The sequence below is a fragment of the Myceligenerans cantabricum genome (assembly GCF_054777735.1).
This window is the reverse complement of the sequence record NZ_BAAHAJ010000008.1, coordinates 79,395-98,992: the sequence shown is the minus strand read 5'-3', so window position 1 is coordinate 98,992 and position 19,598 is coordinate 79,395. Positions and strand designations below refer to the sequence as shown.

Sequence of the window (19,598 nt, the reverse complement as noted above, 5' to 3'; positions counted from 1 at the left end):
CCCCCTACCTGAGTAGCGGGTCCTCGTCCTCGACGACGGGGATGACGGCGGTGAGCTCGAAGCCACCGCCGGCCGTCTCGCCCGCCGTCACGGAGCCGCGGAGGGCGCCGACGCGCTCGCGGATGCCGGCCAGCCCGAGCCGGGCGCCGGGGGCGGGCTCGGCGACCCTCTCGGGGGCGGTGTTGGTGACGCGGACGGTGACGTCGTGCCCGTCCTCGGACACGGTGACCACGACGGACGAGCCCGGGGCGTGCCGCAGGGCGTTGCTCAGGGCCTCCTGGACCACTCGGAACGCGGTGAGCCCGACGGCCTCGGGAACCTCGGCGTCGGTGCCCGAGTAGGCGATGTCGGCGCCGGAGGCGCGGGTGGAGTCGACGAGGCCGGCCACGTCGGGCAGGCCGGGCAGGGGCGCGGTGGGGGCGGTGTCGTGCCCGCGCAGGATGCCGAGCAGGCCGCGCATCTCCCCCAGCGCGCGCCGGGACGAGGCGGCAATCTCCTCGAACTCCTGCTGGACGCCGTCGTCGAGGCCGGCGCGGCGGTAGCGGGCCGTGGTGGCCTGGACAGTGATGACGGACATGGAGTGGGCGACGATGTCGTGCAGCTCGCGGGCGATGCGGTTGCGTTCCTCGAGCTCACGGCGCCGGGTGACCTCGGCGGCGCTGAGCCGCTGGGCCTCCTCGACGCGGCCGACGCTGGCGATCCAGAGCCGGACGAGCAGCCCGACCAGGGCGAACGCACCGCTCACCGAGAGCAGCACGACGCCGTTGGCGACCACGGCGTCGTCGGCGTCGTGGTGGATGGCGGCCGGTGCCAGGACGGTGAGCATCGCCCCGGCCGACCAGAGGGACGCCGCCCAGTACCAGGAATGGCGCAGCGCGAGGACGAACACGGTGAGGCAGTGCGCGAGCAGCACGGTGACCGGCCAGGGCCACGGCCACTCGGGCGCCGCGCCGGCGGTGATCGGGATCAGGATCAGCGCCCCGGCGATCGACGCGCCCAGGCCCGCCCAGGGCCACCGGACCGCCAGGGGGGCGGCGGCACAGTGCAGGAGGGTGCCGGCCATGGCCGCCGAGGGGTGGGTGCCGTAGCCGGACGCCGTCAGCGGCCAGCCGACGGCGACGAGCACGACCGTGCCGACCGAGACCACCGTCCACAGCCACACGACCGCGCGGCGTTCGGGCGAGACGGTGACGCCGTCGGTCCGTGTCAGGGCGCGCATGACCGCAGAGAAGCGGGATTCGTGAGGGCGGTCCATCACCGTCAGACTAGGCGCCCGGCAGGGCCGCCGCGTCACTCTGGAGTATCCACTTCGGGGAGCGGCAGGACACCGGGATAGGTTGAGATCATGGTCCCCACCTCCGACACACCCGAGCGGGACGTCCGGGTCCTGGTCGTCGACGACCAGTCGATGATCCGCGCCGGCTTCGCCGCGCTGCTGGACGCCCGCCAGGGCATCACGGTGGTCGGGACCGCCGACGACGGCGCGGGCATCACCGACGTCGTCCGCCGCACCCGCCCCGACGTCGTGCTCATGGACATCCGTATGCCGAAGGTGAACGGCCTGGACGCGACCCGCGCGATCCTCGCCATGCCCGGCACGCCGCCGAAGGTGATCATGCTGACCACGTTCGACGCCGACGACTACGTGTTCGCCGCGCTGCGGGCGGGCGCGAGCGGGTTCCTGCTGAAGGACTCCCCGCCGGAGGAGCTCACGCACGCGGTCCGCGTGGTGGCCGACGGCGAGGCGCTCCTGTCCCCCAAGGTCACGCGGGCGCTCATCGCCGACTACACCGCGGTGCCGGACGCCCGCGCCCAGCCCGACACCACGCTCTCCGGCCTGACCGACCGTGAGCTGGACGTGATGCGTCAGGTCGCCACCGGGCTGTCGAACGCCGAGATCGCCGACACCCTGGTCCTCGCCGAGCAGACGGTCAAGTCGCACGTGTCACGCATCCTGAACAAGCTCGGGCTGCGCGACCGGACCCAGATGGTCGTGCGGGCCTACGAGTCGGGGCTGGTCCGCGCGAAGCGGTAGGACCGGCCTCCCGGGGAGGGAGGCCGGTCGGCCCGCCCGCGCCCGGGAGCTACCGGCCGATCCGGTCCAGCGTCGCGAGATCGTCGTCCGAGAGCACGAGCCCCGCCCCGGCGACGTTCTCGCGCAGGTGCGCCACGGACGAGGTGCCAGGGATCAGCAGGATGTTCGGCGAACGCCGCAGGAGCCAGGCCAGGGCGACCGCCATCGGCGTGGCGTCCAGGCGGGAGGCCACCGCGGAGAGCGCCGAGGACTGGAGCGGGCTGAACCCGCCCAGGGGGAAGAACGGCACGTAGGCGACGCCGTCCGCGGCGAGCCGGTCGACCAGGGCGTCGTCGTGCCGGTGGGCGAGGTTGTACCAGTTCTGCACGCAGACGACCGGTGCGATCGCCTGCGCCTCCGCCACCTGCTCCGGCGTCGCGTTGCTCACCCCGAGATGGCGGACGACGCCCTCTCGTCGCAGCTCGGCGAGCGTCTCGAAGGCCTCGGCCAGCGGCTCGGGCCGGGGGCCCGTGGCGTCGCCGAGGCGGAGGTTCACGACGTCGAGCACGTCCGTGCCGAGGGACTCGAGGTTCTCCTCCACGGCACGGCGCAGGTCGTCGGGACGCCGGGCCGGCGGCCATCCGCCCTGCGCGTCCCGGGTCGCGCCGACCTTGGTGACCACGTGCAGCGACCCGGGGTACGGGTGCAGGGCCTCCCGGACGAGCCGGTTGGTGACCCGGGGCCCGTAGGCCTCGCTGGTGTCGATGTGGGTGATGCCCAGCTCGACGGCCTCCCGGAGCACGGCGAGCGCGCCGTCGTGGTCGGCGGGCGGGCCCAGGACTCCGGGGCCGGCCAGCTGCATCGCGCCGTACCCGAACCGGGTCACCGGGAGGTCGCCGAGCATCCAGGTGCCTCCGGGAAGGGGTGTCGAAGCGGTGTTCATCGCGCAGTACCTCTCGTCAGGGATCAGGGGTGGCGCCTCGCGGCTCCGTGCCCCAGTATTCGAAGGTGACTTCCTGAGGGGAAGTAGCCACCTCGAAGTGTGTAACCCACCCACGAGTACCTGGAGTCAGTGATGGCCACCACGACCGCGAGACAGCAGAAGGCCGACGCGAAGGCGCGGTACGACGCGTTCCTCGCCGCCTGTCCCAGCCGCCGGCTGCTCGACCGGATCTCCGACAAGTGGGTCACCCTGGTCCTGTGCGCGCTCGGCGGTGACGCCGTAGCCCACGCCGAGCCGGGCGAGCGGGGCCGGCCGCGGCCGCTGAGGTACTCCGAGCTCGCCCGCCTGATCGCCGGCGTCAGCCAGAAGATGCTGACCCAGACCTTGCGCTCCCTGGAACGCGACGGCCTGGTCACCCGCACCGTGACCCCGACCGTGCCGGTCACGGTGACCTACGAGCTGACCGACCTCGGCCTCTCCCTGCACCACCTGACCCGCGGCCTTCGCGCGTGGGCCGAGACCCACATGGACGAGGTCCTGACGCACCGCGCGGCCGGCGACGGCGCCGGCGGCTGAGACCCGGCGGGGCGCCCGCCGACCCGCCGCTACACGTACGTCATCTCCAGCAGCCGGTCCCGCAGCGTCGCCAGCTCGGCCGGGGACGGCTCGTCGCCCCACATCGGCTGGGCGGCGGCGCCGTCCGCTGCGGCGACCACCAGCGACAGCAGGCCGTCGGGCAGGCCGTCCTCCCGGAGATCCCGGCGCCACCGGCGCGAGTCCTGCTGGGCCAGCTCGCCCACCGCCTCGATGGTGGACAGGTGCGCGATGAGCGCCAGCTCCTCGCGGGCCGCGGCGGCGTCCTTCGCTGCGTCGACGCTCGCGCGGACATAGGCCCGCACGAGCCGGCCGGGCGCCTCGTCGTCCGCGTCGACGTCGGCCAGGACGGCGGCTCGGAACCGCTCCAGGCGGTCGACCACCAGGGCTCGCAGCAGCGCGTCCTTGCCCGCGAAGTGGTACAGCAGGCCGCCCTTGGACACCCCGGCGCGGCGTGCGACGTCGTCGAGCGATCCGGAGACGCCACGATCGCGCACCACGCGCGCCGCCGCGTCCAGCAGCGCGCGGCGCGTCGCTTCCCGGTCCCGTCCCGCAACCCTGCTCACCCGCTGCACCCTCTCCCGGCTCGGCCGCCCCACCCTGTCACAACAACCCCGTGAGCGCTTACTGTACCGTCCAGACGGTACAGTAGCGCCCATGATCACGACCGTGCACGCCACCGAGATGTCCACCAGGCGCCGGTGGGCCGCGCTCGCCGTCCTCGTCCTGGCGGTCGGCCTGCTCGCGATCGACGGGACCGTCCTGTACCTGGCCGTCCCCTCGCTCACCCGCGACCTCGCCGCGACCGCCACCCAGGTGCTCTGGATCGGCGACGTCTACTCGCTCGCGATCGCCGGCCTCCTGGTCACCATGGGCACCCTCGCCGACCGGGTCGGGCGCAAGCGGCTCCTCCTGGTCGGGGCCTGCGCCTTCGGTGCCGCCTCGGCGCTCGCCGCGTTCGCACCCACCGCCGAGGTGCTCATCGCCGCCCGGCTGCTGCTCGGCGTCGCGGGGGCGACCCTCATGCCGTCGACCCTGTCCCTGATCCGCACGATCTTCCCCGACGCGGGGGAGCGCACGAAGGCCATCGCTATCTGGTCCGCGGCCGCCGGAGCGGGAGCCGCGGCCGGGCCGCTCGTGGGCGGCGCGCTGCTGGAGCACTTCTGGTGGGGGTCGGTCTTCCTCGTCAACCTCCCGGTGGTCCTGGTCCTCGTCGGCGCGGGGAGCGTCCTGCTGCCGGAGTCGCGCGACCCCGCCCCGGGCCGGCTCGACCTGGTCTCGGCGGCGCTGTCGTTCGCCGCGATCATGCCGCTGGTCTACGGCGTCAAGCACGCGGTGAGCGACGGCCTCGACGCCACCACGGCCGCCGCGCTCCTGGTGGCGGTCGGCGCCGGCGTCACGTTCGTCCGCCGTCAGCGGCACCTCCGGGCCCGCTCGCGCTCACCCATGCTCGACATCGACCTGTTCCGCGTGCCCGCGTTCACCGGGGCGGTGCTCGCCAACCTCATCGCGATCTTCGCCCTCACCGGCCTGCTGTTCTTCTTCTCGCAGTACCTCCAGCTCGTGCGCGGGTTCAGCCCGCTGGTGGCCGGGCTGGCGGAGCTGCCCGCGACCATCGCCTCCATCGCCGTCGTGGCCCTGGTGGGCGTGGCCGTGACACGTCTGGGGCGCGGGCGCGCGATCGCCGCCGGGCTGGCGGCCACCGGTCTCGGCATGGCCGCGGTCGCGGCGGCCGAGGGCGCCGACCACTACGCGTGGCTCGCTCTCGCCCTGGTGCCCACGGGACTGGGCGTCGGCCTGGCGATGACCCTGACCACGGACGCCGTCGTCTCTGCGGTCCCGCCGGCCAAGGCGGGCGCCGCGTCCGCGATCTCCGAGACCGCCTACGAGCTGGGCGCCGCGTTCGGCATCGCGCTGCTCGGGTCGCTCGTCACGGTGGGCTACCGCGCCCGCGTGACGGTCCCGCAGGATGTGCCCGGCGACGTCGGCGCGCGCGTGTCCGACTCGCTCGCGTCCGCCGTAGCCGCCGCGGGCGACCGGCCCGAGGTCCTCGATGCCGCCCGCGACGCCTTCGTGGGGGCGCTGCAGACCGCCTGCCTGGTGGCCTCGGTGCTGACCCTGGCCGCCGCGGTCGTGTCCTGGCGGCTCATCCCGTCCGAGCCCGCCACCCGGTCCCGCCCGGCCGCTCGGGCGCGGGACCGGGCCAGGAACCGGACGCCGTAGCGAGCCCGGCCGGATGCGGGAGAGGGCTCGGGCGTGCAGCAGTGCGAGCGGGGCGGGTGCCGGTCCGGCACCCGCCCCGCCCTGCGACTCGGACCTGCCGGATCAGCAGCTCAGGTTGCCCCCGGGATCCACCCCGAGCAGCCCGGTGAAGTGCCGGTAGGTGTCGATCCGGCTCTGCACCTGGGCCGGGTTCCCGCCGTTGCACTCGATGGAGCCGTTGATGCTGCGGATCGTCTCGCCGAACCCGGCACCGTTCACCATGGCCGCGTGCGGCGTCATGGTGCCCGGCCCGCTCTGGGTGTTCCAGTACCAGAGCCCGGTCTTCCAGGCGACGGCCGAGTCGTTCTGCACCAGGCTCGGGTTGTGCAGCAGGTCGAGACCGAGCGCGTCACCCGCGGCCTTGTAGTTGAAGTTCCAGCTGAGCTGGATCGGGCCGCGCCCGTAGTACTGGGCGTTGCCCGCCGGGCAGCCGTAGGGCTGCGACGTGTCGCAGTAGTGCGGGTAGTTCGCGGTGTTCTGCTCCACGATGTGAACCAGGCCGCCCGTCTCGTGCGAGACGTTGGCGAGGAACGCTGCCGCCTCCCGCTTCGCGACGGCGTCACCACCGGCCGAGGCGAAGTCCGGGTACGCGCTCAGCGCGGCGACGAGCCCGCCGTAGGTGTAGAACGAGTTCCGCTGGGGGAAGAACTGGTTGAACTGCGCCTCGCTGACGACGAAACCGTCGCTGCCGCCGTCGTCACCGCCACCATCGTCACCACCGCCGTCGCAGGCTCCGATCCGCTCCCACACGCCCCACTCACCCGTGGTGCCGGGCTCCTCGCCCTGGGTCCACCACTTGGCCCGCCAGGCGCTGCCGTTGTGGGTCGCGGAGTCGCCGCCGACATACACGGCGCCGCTGTTCCAGCCGCCCGCGCTGCACTCGGCCGGCGCGGCCTGGGCCGCGATGCCCGGAATGAGGGCCGCTCCTGTCGCCAGGATCGCGGCAGTGAGAGCTGCGAGCAGGAAAGGCTTTCGACGGGATCTCACGTAAACCACCTCGGTCCGTGTTCTGAGGGTGCCGCAAAATGTTCTGCGGCCTATTTGTTTGCGACCCTAGCAACAGCTTTGACCAGCACGAATGAGGGATTCCCACATGAGCGGCAGGGCCGGGAGCGTACGGTCCGTCGCGACGCGCCGCAGCGAGCGGGCCGGACGCGCAAGATCACGGATCGGACAAGGACGGCATTTCGTGGTGCGGTGTCGGTGTCCCGTGGAACACTCGGCGCATGCTCGAACTTGCCACCGGTAGTGGCCTGGCCATGGCAGCCGGGGTCAACGCCTGGATCCCGCTGCTCCTGCTCGGACTGCTCTCCCGGTTCAGCGACCTGCTCACGCTGCCGTCCGGCTGGGGCTGGCTCGAGAACCCCTGGGTGATGGCGATCCTCGCGGTGCTCCTGGTGCTGGAGATGACGGCCGACAAGATCCCCGCCCTGGACTCCTTCAACGACGTCCTGCAGACGTTCATCCGGCCGACGGCGGGCGGCATCGCCTTCGGCGCCGGGTCGGCGTCGGAGACGGTGACGGTCCAGGACCCGGAGGCGCTCCTGGCGGGCGGCGAGTGGATCACCGTGGTCATCGGCATCGCGCTGGCGCTCGTCGTGCACGCGGCCAAGGCGGGCGGCCGCGTCATCACGAACACCATCAGCGGTGGGACCGCCGCGCCGGTGATGAGCACGGTGGAGGACGTCGCCGCCGTCGGCGTCTCGTTCCTCGGGATCACGCTGCCGTTCCTCATGATCCCCGTGCTCATCCTGTTCGCGGTCGGGCTGTTCATGATCGTGCGCGGGGTACGCAAGCACCGGCGTCTGAAGCAGATCGACCAGGCGTACGAGACGGCCTGAGCCGGCGGGCCACCCGGTACGGCCGGGCGGCGCAGGTCTGCCAGACTGGGATACCGCTCTCCCCCGAGACCAAGGAAGCCCATGCCTCGCACCAGCCCGTCCGCCGTCACCCGCGCCCTGGGGCGCGCGGGAGCGCGACTGATCTGGCTCTCCACCGGGTATCGACTCTCTCCCAGCACGGCACCGGACCGGCCCACGATCTTCGTCGGTGCGCCGCACACGTCGAACACGGACTTCTTCCTGATGCTCGCGATCGCGTGGGAGATGAACCTGCACATCAAGTTCCTCATCAAGGACTCGTGGCTGCGCGGCCCGTTCGGCGGGGTGATCAGGGCGCTCGGCGGGGTCGCCGTGGACCGGAGCGACCCCTCCGCCGTGGTCGACCAGCTCCTGCACGGCATGCGGTCCGGCACGGTGTCGCACCTGGTCGTCACCCCGGAGGGGACGCGCGGTGCGGGTTCTGGCTACTGGAAGTCAGGCTTCTACCGGATCGCCCGCGCCGCCGGGATGCCGGTGACGCTGGGCTACGTCGACGGCGACCGGCGGCTCGTGGGCCTCGGCCCGTCCCTGGAGATGACGGGCGACGTGCGGGCGGACATGGACCGCGTCCGCGCGTTCTACGCGGACAAGTCGGGTGTGCGGCCGGAGAACCGCGTCGAGCCCCGCCTCCGTTCGGAGGACGGCCCGCAGGAGAACGAGGCCGCTGCGTGAGGCTGCGGACGGCCCGGCTCGCCGACGCCGCCGCCGGCGCCCGGGTGCACCATGCCACCTGGGTCGCCACCTACGGTGACGTCCTCCCCGCCGAGTTCTGGGAGACCAACACGCTCGAGGCGCGGGTCAGTGCCTGGCAGCGGCTGCTCGTGCGCGGCTTCGCGCCGACGCTCGCCGAGGTCGACGGCGAGGTGGTCGGCCTGGCGCACGCCGCCGGGGCGGCCACCCAGTACGGCGTGACGCCGGTCCGCGACACACAGCTCTGGATGCTCTACGTGCTGGACGCGCACCACGGGACGGGTGTCGGCCAGGCGCTGCTCGACGCCGTCGTCCCGCCGGACGAGCCGTGCCAGCTCTGGGTCGCCGAGGACAACCCCCGCGCCCGGCGCTTCTACGAACGCAACGGGTTCGCCCTGGAGGGTGCCCGGATCACCGGAGAGGACCTCCCCGACGTCACCGAGCTGCGCATGACCCGCTGACGCCCCTGGGCTTCGACGTCATGGACTTCGTCGACGACCCGTTCGTCCACAGGCGGCCTGGCGGTCACTCCTCGAGCTTGCGGGCTTCCTCTTCCGACTTGGCGGCGCCGTCCTCGTCGCCGCCCCGGCGCAGCAGCCCGGCGAGAGAACGCAGCGAGAGCGCACTGTCGGACTTCGCCAGCGACGCCGCCGCGCCCGCCGCACCGGCCACGCCGCCTCCGGCGTTCTTCCACAGCCCCATGGCCTCCTGCGCGACGTCCACCACCTTGTCGCGCTCCTCCGCGCCCACGAGGTTCGCGCCGAGGTCGGAGATCGCCTTCTCCATCGCCTCGCGCTGCTTGCTCGGGTCGTCGTCGAGGCTCTTGAAGAGCTTGACCGCGTCGGTCGCGAGGGCCGAGGTCTCCTTCTTGTCGTCACCTCGCTGCGTCATGGCGCTGCCGAAGGACAGGAGTGCGACCGCGAACTTCGAGACCGCGCCGCCCTGGTCGCCGGGGATCCGCTCGGCGCCCCGCTCGACGAGCGCGTGCAGGCGCTCGGCGGCGTGACCCTGGAGACCGTTGCCGGCGCGATCGGTGTCGGTGGGCTCCACCTCCGCGGGCTCCACCGCAGCGGCGGGCGCTGCGGTCGTGTCGTCGGCTGGGGCCGCGTGCGTCGCGACGTCGTCCTCGTGACCGGCGTCGACGTCGGGTGCCTCCGTCCCGACCTCGGCCGGCTCCACGGCCTCCGCCACACTCTGCTCCGCACCCGGCTCGTTCACCGTCTCACTCCCCTTAGTCATGATGGAAGTGAAAATACCAGAACCGGGCAAACAGCCGGGGTCACTACATGTCCCGCAAGGACGCTTACTTCCGCCTCTTCCCCGGGACGGCGCCCGGGTCCACGATGATCTTGGCCCCCTTGCCCGTGGGCCCCTGCGAACCCGTCGGTTTCGCGGTGCCCGGCGCCGCGTCCCCGGCACCCTTGGCGCCGCCGCCCCCCGCCTTCGCGGCCCGGGCCGCGCGGAACGACTGGACTGCCTTGTAGAGGGTGAACCCGGCGACCACCACGGCCACCGCGTCGTCGGACAGGCCGAGGATCGGGATGGCATCGGGGATCAGATCGATCGGGCTCGCAATCGTCCCGATCGACGCCGCGAGCGCGATGATCTGCTTCCAGTTCATGCGTGCGAACGTAACGGAATTCTGTGCGACTCGCCAGGCTTGCCCTCAAAGTCCGTGATGCGATCTCGCGACGGCGTCAGACGTGCACCGGCTCCTCGGGCACCAGCCGGCTCGTGTAGCCGGCCGCGACGAGCCGGTCGAACGCGCTCTGCACGTCGCCGGGCACCTCCTGGCCGCCCGCGATGAAGCCCTTCTCGGCGTACACGGTGAGCCGCTGGGTGTCGCCGACGAGCATGTCGATCACCCGGTCCACGTCGCCGATGCTGGACACGTACTCGTCGAGGGGCAACGGCGGGGAGACGCAGTAGGCCTCCACCTCCGGCCACACGATCTGGCACGTCGCATAGACGCGCCGCTGATGGTACGGCTTGGTGACGAACATCACCGAGCCCGCGTGGATCTGGTGCTCGCGGAGCAGCTTGCGGCTGTACTCGACGTTCTCCGCCGTGTTGCGCGCCAGCGGCTCGATCAGGACGGCGTCGTCCGGCACGCCCTGCGCGACGGCCCGGTCGCGGTATCCCACCGCCTCGCCGTGCGGGAACGCCTCGAGCGTGGTGGTCGCGTTCGCACCGGTAAAGAGAATCTTGGGGAAGTACCCGCGGTGGTACAGGTCGGCCGTGTAGTCCGCCACCCCTGTGTCGTGGCCGCCCAGGCCGATGCACACGTCGACAGGACGGGGAGCCTGCTGCAGGTCGTGGAACGCCCACAGCATCTCGACGTCCTCCCGCACAGCGGCGGGGATCATGACGTTCGGCATATCTGGACCATACGACCCAGAGCGCCGCACGGCATGGGCAGACGACATGGCCTCTCCCGGATACCGTGGGTCACGGGCCTCTTCATTCATGTCGCGAGCGCTTCCGATCGTTGACCAGCGGCATGCGGATACAACGTAGCGGAAGAAACGCGCATCTCACGACTCGTTCTCCTCCTCGGGCTCCGCGTCCAGGTCGAACCCGCCGGCCTCCACGACCCGCTGCAGCAGCGCGAAGGTCGGCTCGAACTTCCCCGACTCGATCCGGCTGACCGTGGACCTCGAGACGCCGGCCAGGTCGGCGAGGAGGCTCATGCTCAGCCCTCGTTCCCTCCGGATACGAGCGACGATCTCGGATGCTGTGCTCACGGGTATTCCTCCGCGCTGTGGTGCCTGCCTGGACGCACGACAAGGTCTGCCGGTCGATTCCCCGCCGGCAGACCTTGTCTAGCCCTGAGCCTATTCATCTAGTTTTCCGCTGTCACGTCCAAAGGTCCGACGTCCCGCGAAATGTTGCGGCCCATAACGACGTCAGGTATTGCTTCCCACATAACGGTCAGCGAAACCCAGTACCCTCTGCGCGTATGAGCACCGTCTCGACCGCGCGCACCGCGCGCCGCCTCGCCGCCGAGCATCCTGCCTGGATGCTGCTGCGATCGAGGCACGCGGCGGGCGCCGTCGCGCTGCTCGGACGGCACCTCGCCCGCGGCACGCGGCGCATCGGCGAGAACGAGCTCGTCACGCGGCTCGAGGACGACATCGCCGAGCTGCGGCGCCAGGGCTTCGAGCTCGCGCACTCAGCGAGACCGCAGGTCACCGAGTGGCTGCGCGACGGCGTCCTGGTGCGCCGTCCGACGGTGCGGCCCGACGGCGCCCCTGGCCCCGAGCAGCTCGAGCTGTCCGACGGCGGCCTCGCCGCGGTCACGTTCGTCGCCCGTCTCGCGCGCCCGCACCCGGTGGCCACCCCCACCCGGCTCGCCATCGTGCTGGACGCCCTGCGTGACCTCGCCGACGCCGCGGAGACCGACCCCGAGGCCCGCCTCGCGGCCCTGCGCGCGCAGCGGGACCGGCTCGACACCGAGATCGACCGCGTCCGGCGCGGTGCCGCCCCGCCCCTGCACCCCGCCGACGCCGCCGAGCGCGCCCGCGAGGTCCTCGCGCTCGCCACCGACATCCCGGCCGACCTGCTGCGCGTGCGCGCGACGCTGGCTGCCACCGACGCCGAGCTGCGCCGGGGCCTCACCGAGTCGAGCCGTACCCGGGACGCCTTCGTCGACGACGTGTTCCGCGGCGTCGACCACCTCGCCGAGACGCCCGCGGGGCGGAACATCGCGGGCCTCGGTGACGTGCTCGACGCCGGAGAGCACGACGCCGTCGAGCACGTCACCCGGCTCCTGCGCGCCCCCGGCACCGCCGCGGAGCTCACGCCGTCCGAGGTGAACGCCCTGCGCAGACTGGTGCCGGAGCTGCGCGCGGCCACGGACGACGCCACCGGCACGATGACGGCCCTGCGCCGCGCGCTCCAGCGCGCCGCCAGGTCCGGCGACCTCCCCCAGGAGCAGGCCCTCGCCGGCCGGCTCCGCGAGGCCGAGGCCACCGCCCTGGAGCTCGCCGACGACGTGCTGCCGCAGGTGCCGACCCGTCTGACCCTGAGGCTCGGCGCCGTCGCCCCGGCCTCCCCCGCCGGCCTGCGGCCGCACGATCCCGCCGACGACCGCCCCGCACCGCTCGTGCGCCCCCGGCCGCCGGCCCCCGGCGCCCCCGCCGACCTCTCCGCGCTGCGCGCGCTCGCCCGGTCCGCCGAGATCGACGAGGACGAGCTGCGCGGCAACGTGAACGACGTCGTGACCCGCCAGGGCACCGCCACGATCGGCGAGGTGCTCCGCGCCCACCCCGCGACGCAGGGCCTGGCGAGCGTCGTCGGGCTGCTCTCGCTCGCCGAGCGCCACGGACGCCGTGGCAGCGGCAGCGAGGACATCGCCTGGCCGGGCGCCACCGGTAGCCTGCGGAACGCCCGCATTCCCCGCCACCGCTTCGAGGAGCCCGTCCCGTGACCGGACCCATGGAACATCTGAGCAGCTCCCGCCCCGGCGGGAGCGGGCAGGCCCGTGTCGTGCGCCCTCCCCGGTCCGACGACACGGCGCAGCACCCCGTGGCTCCCGCTGCCGCGGTCACGGCCGAACCCGGCCGTGACCTCCCGGTGCCGACGGCGGAGCACGACCCGGCCGGGGACGAACCGGCCGCGCGCCTCTGGCAGGGCGATCCCGGCACGCTGCCGGCGGCCGCCCGGCGGGCGCTGGCAGCCCTGGTCCGCGGCCCGTACCTGTCGGGCGCGGACGACGACGAGACCTGGCGCGACCTGCTGGCCCACCTCGACGCCGTCCGCGCGCGGCTCGCCGACATGTACCTGGACGTGGTTCTGGACCACGACGACCAGATCGCGTTCGTGCGCGACGCCACGGCCGCGACGGACGCGCCGCCGGTGGTGCGCGAGGTGCCGCTGTCGTTCCTCGACACCGTCCTGCTGCTGCACCTGCGCACGCGCCTGCTGGAGTCGCCCGGCCAGGACGTGGTGGCCGACCTCGACGACGTCAGCGACCGCCTGCACCCGTTCCGGCGCCGCAGCGGCGTCGACGGCATGGGGTTCGACGCGGGGCTCGAAGCCGGGTGGGACCGGCTCGTCGCGGCGGGGATCCTCCGGCCGTCCGGCTCGGGCCGGCGCTGCGTCGTGTCACCCGTCCTGCGCACCCTCTTCGGAGCCGACGAGATCCAGGCCGTCCAGGCCGAGTACGCCCGACTCAGCAGGGAGGGGCTGTGAGCATGCAGAGCACCGGCACGCACCCGGGACAGTGGCGCCTCGCCCGCGTCGAGGTCGTCAACTGGGGGACGTTCACCGGCCACCACCGCATTGACGTCGCACGGCAGGGCTTCCTGCTCACGGGGCACTCGGGCTCGGGCAAGTCGTCGCTGGTCGACGCCGTGGCCGCGGTCCTCACGCCGCCCGCGGACCTGCGGTTCAACGCCGCCGCGGCCGCCGCCGTCGCGGGCGGGCGGGGCGACCGGTCGGTGACCAGCTACGTGCGCGGCGCCTGGCGGCACCGCACCGACGACGCCACGGGCGAGGCCGTCGCCGAGACCCTGCGTCCCGGGACGACGTGGAGCGGGGTCCTGCTGCGCTACGACGACGGCACCGGCCAGGTCGCGACGCTCGTGCGCCTCATGCTGCTGCGACGTGCCGCGGCACAGGCCTCGGACATGTACGTGTATCAGCCGGGCGCGGTCGACCTGCTCGACCTCGAACCGTTCGTGCGCACCGGGCTCGACGCCCCCGGACTGCGCGCGCACCTTCCCGAGGCCACGGTGTCGGACCGGCACGCCGGGTTCGCGTCGGCGTTCAGCGAGCGCCTCGGCGTGGGCGACCCGAGCGCGCTCGTGCTGCTGCACCGGACACAGTCGGCGAAGAACCTGGGCAGCCTGGACAGCCTCTTCCGGGACTACATGCTCGACGAGCCGATCACGTTCGGCCTGGCCGAGGCCGCCTCGCAGCAGTTCGCCGAGGTGTCGCGCGCCCACACCCGGATCGCGGAGGCGCGGCGCCAGCTCGAGGCCCTCGACCAGCTCGCGCCCCTGTGCCGGCGGTACGACGACGGCGCCGCCTCCGCGGTCCAGGCCGCGACGCTGCACGGGTCGCTGGAGCCGTACCGGGACGCGCTCAAGCTGGAGCTCGCCACGGCCGCGCTCGGTGACGCGCAGCGCTACGAGGACACGGCCGCCCACGACCGTGACGCCGCCGACGCCGAGGTGGAACAGGCACTGAGCGCGCACCGGCAGGCGGTGAACGTCACGCAGGTGCGCGGCGGCCAGGCGATGGCGACGCAGGGCGACCGCCTGCAGCGGGCGGGCGAGATCGCGGCGGGCATCCGCACCCGGCGCGGGGAGCTCGCGGCGGACCTGCGGTCGGTGGGCCTGGCCGCCCCGGACTCGTACGCCGAGTTCTCGGCGCTCCGCGAGCTCGCTCGCTCGGAGCTGGCCGCCGGTGAGGGCGCCGACGCCCTGACGGGGTCGCTGCCCGTGCTCACCGGGCCGGTGGCGCAGATGCGCAAGGCGCACGAGACGCGGGCGGCGGTCGCCATCGCGCACGCCGAGATCTCCGCACAGGTGCAGGCGCTGCGGACGTCGGGCAGCAACCTCCCGGCCGACCTGCTGGCCGCACGGCGCGCGCTGTGCGAGGCGACGGGGATCGCCGAGTCGGCGCTGCGGTTCGCCGCGGAGCTCATCGAGATCCGGCCCGGCGAGGAGCGCTGGACGGGCGCCGTCGAGCGGGTGCTGCGTCCGCTCGCGACGACCCTGCTCGTGCCGTCGGCGCACCGCGAGGCGGTGCGGTACGCGGTGGACTCCGCGGACCTCGGCACGCGCCTGGAGTACCGGGTGGTGAGTGTGCGCCAGGACGCACCGCGCGCGGCGTCGGCGCCGGACTCCCTGATCCACAAGGTCCGGGTGGCCGACGGCCCGGCGTCGGGCTGGCTGCAGCGTCACCTGTCGGACTACGACTACCTCTGCGTCGAGGACGCCTCCGGGTTCGACGACGCGGAGCGCGCGGTCACGCCCGCCGGCCAGGTCAAGCACGCGAGCGACCACGTGACCAAGGACGACGCGGCGGGCGACCCGGCCACGTGGATCCTCGGCACGGACGTCACCGACAAGCTCGACCACCTGCTCGGCAAGGCCCGCGACGTGCAGGCCCGCCTCACCGCGGCCGAGGACGCGGTCGCCGCCGCGACGAACGCCGAGCGAGACCGCCTGCAGCGCGCGTTCGCCCTGCGACAGGTGCAGCGCCGCGAGTGGCGCGACGTCGACATCGAGACGGCCGAGCAGGACCTGGCGGAGGCACAGCACACGTTCGACTCGCTGCTCAGCGGCACCCAGGACCTCGCCGCCGCCGAGCACGACGTCGCGGCCGCCGAGCGACGGCTGACCGCCGCACGCCTCACCTCGGCCGCCGCCGCGGACGTGCTCGCCGAGGCCCGGGCCGCGCGGCGCGCGATCGAGCGGGTGGTGAAGGAGCTGCGCGGCACGGGGTCCGGCACGATCCCGGACGCGCACCGGGCCGAGCTGGAGCGGCGCTACGCGCAGGTCCGGCCGACGGTCACGCACGAGGTGGTGGACGAGGTCTCGCTCGTCGTGTCCCGCACGCTCGACGGCGAGCGGGAGGCCGGGCTGCGCACGTCGGGCGCGGCCGAGCGGGAGATCAGCGCGCTGCTCGGGGAGTTCCGGCGGAGCTGGCCCGCGCTCACGCGCGACCTCAGCGGGAACGTCGGGGACCGCGGGCGCTACCTCGGGCTCGCCGAGGAGATCCGCACCCGGCGCCTGCCCGAGCTGGAGGCCGAGCTGGAGCAGATGCTGCTGCGGGGCGCGCAGCGCGCGCTCGACCGGCTCGCCGCCGAGATCCGGCAGGCCCCGTCGGTGATCCGGGAGCGGATCGTGCCGGTGAACGAGTCGCTGCGCCGCTCCGCGTACGGTCCCGGCCGCTACCTGGAGATCCGGGTCAAGGAGCAGCAGCCCGCTGCCGTGCGGGAGTTCCTGGACGCGCTGGACGGTCTCGCGGCGGACCGTGCCGCGTCGATGCCCCGGCTGGAGCGCCTGATGCGCCGGCTCGCGTCGGCGGACCCGGCGGACCGGGCGTGGCGCGACCTGTGCCTGGACACGCGGCGGCACGTGCGCTTCACGGGCGTCGAGCTGGACGGCGCGGGCATGACGCTGGACGTGCACGAGTCGTCCGCCGGGCTGTCCGGCGGACAGCGCCAGAAGCTCGTGGTGTTCTGCCTGGCCGCGGCCCTGCGCTACCGCCTCGCGGTGTCGGACGACGGCACCCCTGCGTACGGGTCGGTGATTCTGGACGAGGCCTTCGACAAGGCCGACACCGCGTTCACGCGCACCGCGATGGACACGTTCCGGGACTTCGGGTTCCACATGATCCTGGCGACCCCGCTCAAGCTGCTCCAGACGCTGGAGGAGTACGTGGGCGGCGTCGGCCTGGCGACGTGCACGGACGGGCGTGACTCGCGGATCGACGTCGTCGCCCTGGACCGGGCCCAGGTCGCCGAGCCCACGCCCACCGCGTAGCGGTCCGCCGCGACGGTCAGCGAGGTCCCGCCGGGGTCCGGGCGTCGGCGAGACCGCGCTCGTAGGCCTCGCGGGAGCCCTCTCGGAAGAGGTCGTCGGTGCTGGGGCGCACCAGGGAACGCGCGCCCGGGCCGTCGTCGTCGGACACGTACCGCGCGAGGCCGCGGACGACGGCGACCGCGCGCCCCGTCGCCTTGCCCCGGACCAGCTCCGTGGCGGAGGCCACCTCGTCGGCCACGGCCGTGACCGTGACGTTCAGGGGCCTGCCGTGGCTGTCGGTGCCGCCGCGCAGGTCGTCGGTGGGTGAGAGGCCGGCGGCGCCGACGGCGATGTCCACGAGGGCGTCGCGCCAGGGCCGGCCGGCGGTGTCCGTGACGACGACCCCCAGCCGGTCCAGCCCGAACCGGCCCTGCAGCGCGGCCCGGATCCGGCGCGCGGACTCGTCCGGGTCCTGCGGCAGCAGCAGGATCGTGCCCTCGGGGGTGTTCGACGCGTCCACCCCCGCCGCGGCCATCACCAGGCCGAGCCGGTTCTCCACGATCCGCAGCGGCGGCACGCCGGGGCGCTCGCGCGTCGCGACGACGCGGACGGTCTCGTCGGTGATCGCCTGCTCACGGTCGTCGGCCGCGACCACCCGGCCCTCCGCCTTCGAGACGATCTTCGAGGTCACGGCGACGACGTCGCCGTCGGCGGGCCGGTCGTCACGGTCCTGCGCGGCGAGCAGGTCGCCGATCACGACGCCGAGGTCGGTTCCGGGTGCGATCTCGGGCAGCCCGTCGGGCGCCCATACGCTGAGGCGGTGCATGGCGGCATTGTCTCCCGCGTGCCGTCCGGTCCCGGTAAGGCTCAGTGCGTGAGCCCCGGCAGGACCTCGGCCGCGTAGGCGTCGACCCAGGCCCGGGTGCCGGGGCCGGCGTCGTGCACGTAGATCCGGTCGAACCCCAGGTCGAGCAGGCTCTGCAGGTGCTTGCGGTGCGCCGCGAGATCGTCGGAGACGAGCACGCGGCCCGCGAAGTCCTCCGGCCGGAGCAGACGTGCCACGACGGCGACGTCGTGCGGTGAGCGGAGGTCGGAGCGGGGCAGGCGGGCCGACCCGACGGGCGGGTTCGCCAGCAGGTTCTCCTCGGCCTGCGCGGGGTCCGGCGCCCACGAGACCGGGACCTGGACCACCTTCGGCATCGTGTCCGGGTCCTTCCCGGCCTCGCGTGCCCCCGCGGCGAACCGGTCCAGCAGCACCTGGAGACGTTCGGGCGGCGCGGCCATCGTGATCAGGCCGTCGGCCTGGCGGCCGGCGCGCCGCGCGGTGACGGGCCCGCCCGTGGCGACGAGGACCTCGGGGGCCGTGTCCGGCGCGGTCCACAGCCGGGTCGCCTCCAGCCGGAAGTACTGGCCGGCGAACCGGACGTCGCGCCCGGAGGGTGCCGCGAACAGCTTCTTGACGAGGTCGACCGCCTCGAACAGCCGCGCGATCCGCCCCGGTGCCTCCGGCCAGTAGCCGCCGGTGACGTGCTCGTCGACGGCGTCGCCGCTCGCCACGCCCAGCCAGTGCCGCCCGGGGTTCATCGCCGCGAGCGTCGCCGACGCCTGCGCGAGCACCGCCGGGTGCATCCGGTTCCCGGGGACGGCGACCGGGCCGAGATCACCGGCGGTCCGCTCCCCCACGGCACCGAGCACGTCCCAGACGAACCCCGCCTGCCCCTGCCGCGGCGTCCAGGGCTGGAACCGGTCGGTGGCCATGACGCCGGACAGGCCCCGCGCCTCCGCGTACGCCGCCAGTTCCACCGCGTCCCGCGGGTGCAGCGTCTCGAGCATCGCCGCCAGACCGATCGTCGCCACGGTGCGACCCTATCCCGACCGCCCGAGCAGGTTCACGAAGACACCGATCACGGTCACGGTCGGGGTCGGGGTCATCTCCACGCGACGACACCCACGGCGGGACGGGGAGAAGTCCCCGCTGCGCACACCATGCCTGGCCACGACAAGGCGCGACGCGCCCTGGTAGCGTCCCCGACCTGAGGGGCAGGGACGTCACCTGGCCCGATGCTGGTGAACGCGACCAAGGAGACGGATGCGGTCCATGTTTCAGCTGCGACGGACCGGCGTGGTGCTGTTCGGCGTCGGTGTGCTGGCGTCGTGCTCGGGCGGCTCGGAGGCCGGGCCCCTGGAGCAGCCGCCGGAGCCTGCTTCCGCGACGACGGAGTACACCGCCGCCTACGACGACGTCGTCGACGCGCTCGAGCACTCGGCTCCCGACGTCGAGTGGACGGCGGAGGACCGCTTCCCGCAGCTCACCGAGCAGGACGACGGCCGGTGCGTGCTCGTGCTCGCCGAGAGCCTGAGCGAGGGCGACCTGTACGAGTCCACCGGAGGTCTCGCCGACCTGGCCGCCGATCTCGACCCGGTGCTGGAGAAGCACGGCTTCGACCCGCTGTCCGCCGTGATCTACCCCGAGAACGGGGGCGACGTGTACGTGTCGGCGACCGACCCGACCGGCTGGGAGCTCGAGGTCGCGGCGTACCCGCCGGTCGTCGAGATCTCCGGACCGGTCGAGACCGACGAGTGCGACGAGAGCGTCCTCGGGGAGTCGTGAGACCCTCGCGGACCCGAGAGGCCCGCACAGCGGTCGGATCCCATCCGGGCTGTGGATGACGGAGCGCCGGGCGGTGCGGAGTCTGGGACACTTGTCGCATGAGTACTCCGATCCCCGCCGGGCACAC

At 73.6% G+C, this 19,598-nt stretch carries 20 protein-coding genes; 10 read left to right on the top strand and 10 right to left on the bottom strand.

The features are described 5' to 3' along the window. Positions 1–4: 4 nt before the first annotated feature. Entirely contained in the window at positions 5–1,219 is a 1,215-nt protein-coding gene (locus ACYU96_RS07640) for a sensor histidine kinase (protein WP_460751141.1), read from the bottom strand. A 126-nt stretch (positions 1,220–1,345) separates the two neighbouring features. Here ACYU96_RS07640 and ACYU96_RS07635 point away from each other — a divergent pair, with 126 nt between their 5' ends. Beyond that, positions 1,346–2,035 (top strand): response regulator, encoded by a 690-nt coding sequence (locus ACYU96_RS07635; RefSeq protein ID WP_460751138.1) that lies wholly within the window; start codon positions 1,346–1,348, stop codon positions 2,033–2,035. Positions 2,036–2,084: 49 nt separating this feature from the next. On the opposite strand, the gene ACYU96_RS07630 is transcribed toward ACYU96_RS07635, so the two are convergent. Continuing rightward, the gene (locus ACYU96_RS07630) at positions 2,085–2,957 is read right to left on the bottom strand and encodes an aldo/keto reductase family oxidoreductase (RefSeq protein ID WP_460751135.1); all 873 of its coding nucleotides are present in this window, start codon (positions 2,955–2,957) and stop codon (positions 2,085–2,087) included. Positions 2,958–3,089: 132 nt separating this feature from the next. Between ACYU96_RS07630 and ACYU96_RS07625 the strand changes: the two genes are divergently transcribed. Further along, on the top strand, positions 3,090–3,533 hold the full coding sequence (locus ACYU96_RS07625) for a winged helix-turn-helix transcriptional regulator (protein WP_460751132.1): 444 nt from the start codon (positions 3,090–3,092) through the stop codon (positions 3,531–3,533). Positions 3,534–3,562: 29 nt separating this feature from the next. Here the strand turns inward: ACYU96_RS07625 and ACYU96_RS07620 are convergent, their stop codons facing one another. Beyond that, positions 3,563–4,117, bottom strand: a complete 555-nt coding sequence (locus tag ACYU96_RS07620) for a TetR/AcrR family transcriptional regulator (protein WP_460751129.1) — start codon at positions 4,115–4,117, stop codon at positions 3,563–3,565. Between the two features lie 91 nt (positions 4,118–4,208). Between ACYU96_RS07620 and ACYU96_RS07615 the strand changes: the two genes are divergently transcribed. Further along, the gene (locus ACYU96_RS07615) at positions 4,209–5,774 is read left to right on the top strand and encodes an MFS transporter (protein WP_460751126.1); all 1,566 of its coding nucleotides are present in this window, start codon (positions 4,209–4,211) and stop codon (positions 5,772–5,774) included. Between the two features lie 102 nt (positions 5,775–5,876). Here the strand turns inward: ACYU96_RS07615 and ACYU96_RS07610 are convergent, their stop codons facing one another. Further along, on the bottom strand, positions 5,877–6,800 hold the full coding sequence (locus ACYU96_RS07610; RefSeq protein WP_460751123.1) for a glycoside hydrolase family 19 protein: 924 nt from the start codon (positions 6,798–6,800) through the stop codon (positions 5,877–5,879). 239 nt (positions 6,801–7,039) lie between these two features. Here ACYU96_RS07610 and ACYU96_RS07605 point away from each other — a divergent pair, with 239 nt between their 5' ends. The 3 genes from ACYU96_RS07605 to ACYU96_RS07595 all read left to right on the top strand — a co-directional run bounded on the left by ACYU96_RS07605 (position 7,040) and on the right by ACYU96_RS07595 (position 8,844). Continuing rightward, on the top strand, positions 7,040–7,654 hold the full coding sequence (locus ACYU96_RS07605) for a DUF4126 domain-containing protein (RefSeq protein WP_460751120.1): 615 nt from the start codon (positions 7,040–7,042) through the stop codon (positions 7,652–7,654). A gap of 81 nt (positions 7,655–7,735) precedes the next feature. Further along, a complete protein-coding gene (locus tag ACYU96_RS07600) occupies positions 7,736–8,365 on the top strand; it encodes a 1-acyl-sn-glycerol-3-phosphate acyltransferase (RefSeq protein ID WP_460751117.1) in 630 nt (209 codons plus the stop codon). Next, on the top strand, positions 8,362–8,844 hold the full coding sequence (locus ACYU96_RS07595) for a GNAT family N-acetyltransferase (protein WP_460751114.1): 483 nt from the start codon (positions 8,362–8,364) through the stop codon (positions 8,842–8,844). The genes ACYU96_RS07600 and ACYU96_RS07595 overlap by 4 nt, the downstream gene beginning before the upstream one ends. Positions 8,845–8,908: 64 nt before the next feature. Here ACYU96_RS07595 and ACYU96_RS07590 read toward each other — a convergent pair whose 3' ends face one another. From ACYU96_RS07590 to ACYU96_RS07575, 4 genes are all read right to left on the bottom strand, one after another. Continuing rightward, positions 8,909–9,622 (bottom strand): hypothetical protein, encoded by a 714-nt coding sequence (locus ACYU96_RS07590; protein ID WP_460751111.1) that lies wholly within the window; start codon positions 9,620–9,622, stop codon positions 8,909–8,911. 64 nt (positions 9,623–9,686) lie between these two features. Then, the gene (locus ACYU96_RS07585; protein WP_460751108.1) at positions 9,687–10,004 is read right to left on the bottom strand and encodes a YkvA family protein; all 318 of its coding nucleotides are present in this window, start codon (positions 10,002–10,004) and stop codon (positions 9,687–9,689) included. A gap of 76 nt (positions 10,005–10,080) precedes the next feature. Further along, positions 10,081–10,761, bottom strand: coding sequence for a YdcF family protein (locus ACYU96_RS07580; protein ID WP_460751106.1), 681 nt, complete (start codon positions 10,759–10,761; stop codon positions 10,081–10,083). Positions 10,762–10,917: 156 nt separating this feature from the next. Then, on the bottom strand, positions 10,918–11,127 hold the full coding sequence (locus ACYU96_RS07575; protein WP_460751103.1) for a helix-turn-helix domain-containing protein: 210 nt from the start codon (positions 11,125–11,127) through the stop codon (positions 10,918–10,920). A gap of 215 nt (positions 11,128–11,342) precedes the next feature. Between ACYU96_RS07575 and ACYU96_RS07570 the strand changes: the two genes are divergently transcribed. From ACYU96_RS07570 to ACYU96_RS07560, 3 genes are read left to right on the top strand one after another with little or no spacing between them, the layout of a single operon-like run. Continuing rightward, a complete protein-coding gene (locus ACYU96_RS07570) occupies positions 11,343–12,812 on the top strand; it encodes a DUF3375 domain-containing protein (protein ID WP_460751100.1) in 1,470 nt (489 codons plus the stop codon). After that, positions 12,809–13,576: a DUF4194 domain-containing protein gene (locus tag ACYU96_RS07565; protein WP_460751097.1), complete on the top strand. Its 768-nt coding sequence runs from the start codon at positions 12,809–12,811 to the stop codon at positions 13,574–13,576. The genes ACYU96_RS07570 and ACYU96_RS07565 overlap by 4 nt, the downstream gene beginning before the upstream one ends. A gap of 2 nt (positions 13,577–13,578) precedes the next feature. Continuing rightward, the gene (locus tag ACYU96_RS07560; protein WP_460751941.1) at positions 13,579–16,881 is read left to right on the top strand and encodes an ATP-binding protein; all 3,303 of its coding nucleotides are present in this window, start codon (positions 13,579–13,581) and stop codon (positions 16,879–16,881) included. Positions 16,882–16,897: 16 nt separating this feature from the next. On the opposite strand, the gene cofE is transcribed toward ACYU96_RS07560, so the two are convergent. After that, on the bottom strand, positions 16,898–17,686 hold the full coding sequence (gene cofE, locus ACYU96_RS07555; RefSeq protein ID WP_460751094.1) for a coenzyme F420-0:L-glutamate ligase: 789 nt from the start codon (positions 17,684–17,686) through the stop codon (positions 16,898–16,900). 41 nt (positions 17,687–17,727) lie between these two features. Continuing rightward, entirely contained in the window at positions 17,728–18,717 is a 990-nt protein-coding gene (locus tag ACYU96_RS07550) for a TIGR03557 family F420-dependent LLM class oxidoreductase (protein ID WP_460751092.1), read from the bottom strand. A gap of 241 nt (positions 18,718–18,958) precedes the next feature. On the opposite strand from ACYU96_RS07550, the gene ACYU96_RS07545 reads away from it, so the two are divergent. After that, complete coding sequence (locus ACYU96_RS07545; protein ID WP_460751089.1) at positions 18,959–19,471, top strand: hypothetical protein; 513 nt, start codon at positions 18,959–18,961, stop codon at positions 19,469–19,471. Positions 19,472–19,598: the final 127 nt, after the last annotated feature.